Annotated in this window: 1 pseudogene; it reads left to right on the top strand. The window is 44.4% G+C overall.

The features are described 5' to 3' along the window. Positions 1-246: pseudogene (locus AB4585_RS29140) on the top strand (Mobile element protein); the annotation flags it as partial. Positions 247-367: the final 121 nt, after the last annotated feature.

Below are 367 nucleotides of genomic sequence, written 5' to 3'. Positions count from 1 at the left end.
GCTCATAATGTCCCACCGCTAAGAGTAAGTTTTATAAATGCCCTTTACTTGATACAAGATGAGTTCATCTGGTCAGACGGAAGGAGCCCAGGAACTATTCCCAAAGCCTTAAAGACACTGCGAGAGAGTGGAAAGCGGCTTATTCTTCCAGAAAAAAGGAAGAGGAAGCCTTATCCTCGTGCCGTGTTAAAAAAGACGGCAAAATACCCGACGAGAGTTAGACAGAAGAACGCCACTCGCTCTTAAGCGAATGGCGTTAACACAGAGTGTGGCATTTTTTGTATCTAGGTTCGTCACCTCTAAGGGTACATTCCTCGACCAAACATATTAAAGATTCGTGCAACCCCTTGAGTGAATACCATAGGAT

It is taken from the genome of Vibrio sp. 10N.222.49.C9 (genome assembly GCF_041474985.1).
In the GTDB taxonomy this organism is placed as follows: domain Bacteria; phylum Pseudomonadota; class Gammaproteobacteria; order Enterobacterales; family Vibrionaceae; genus Vibrio; species Vibrio crassostreae_C.
Note: the sequence above shows the minus strand (reverse complement) of the source record. Positions and strands in the feature narration are given on the sequence as shown.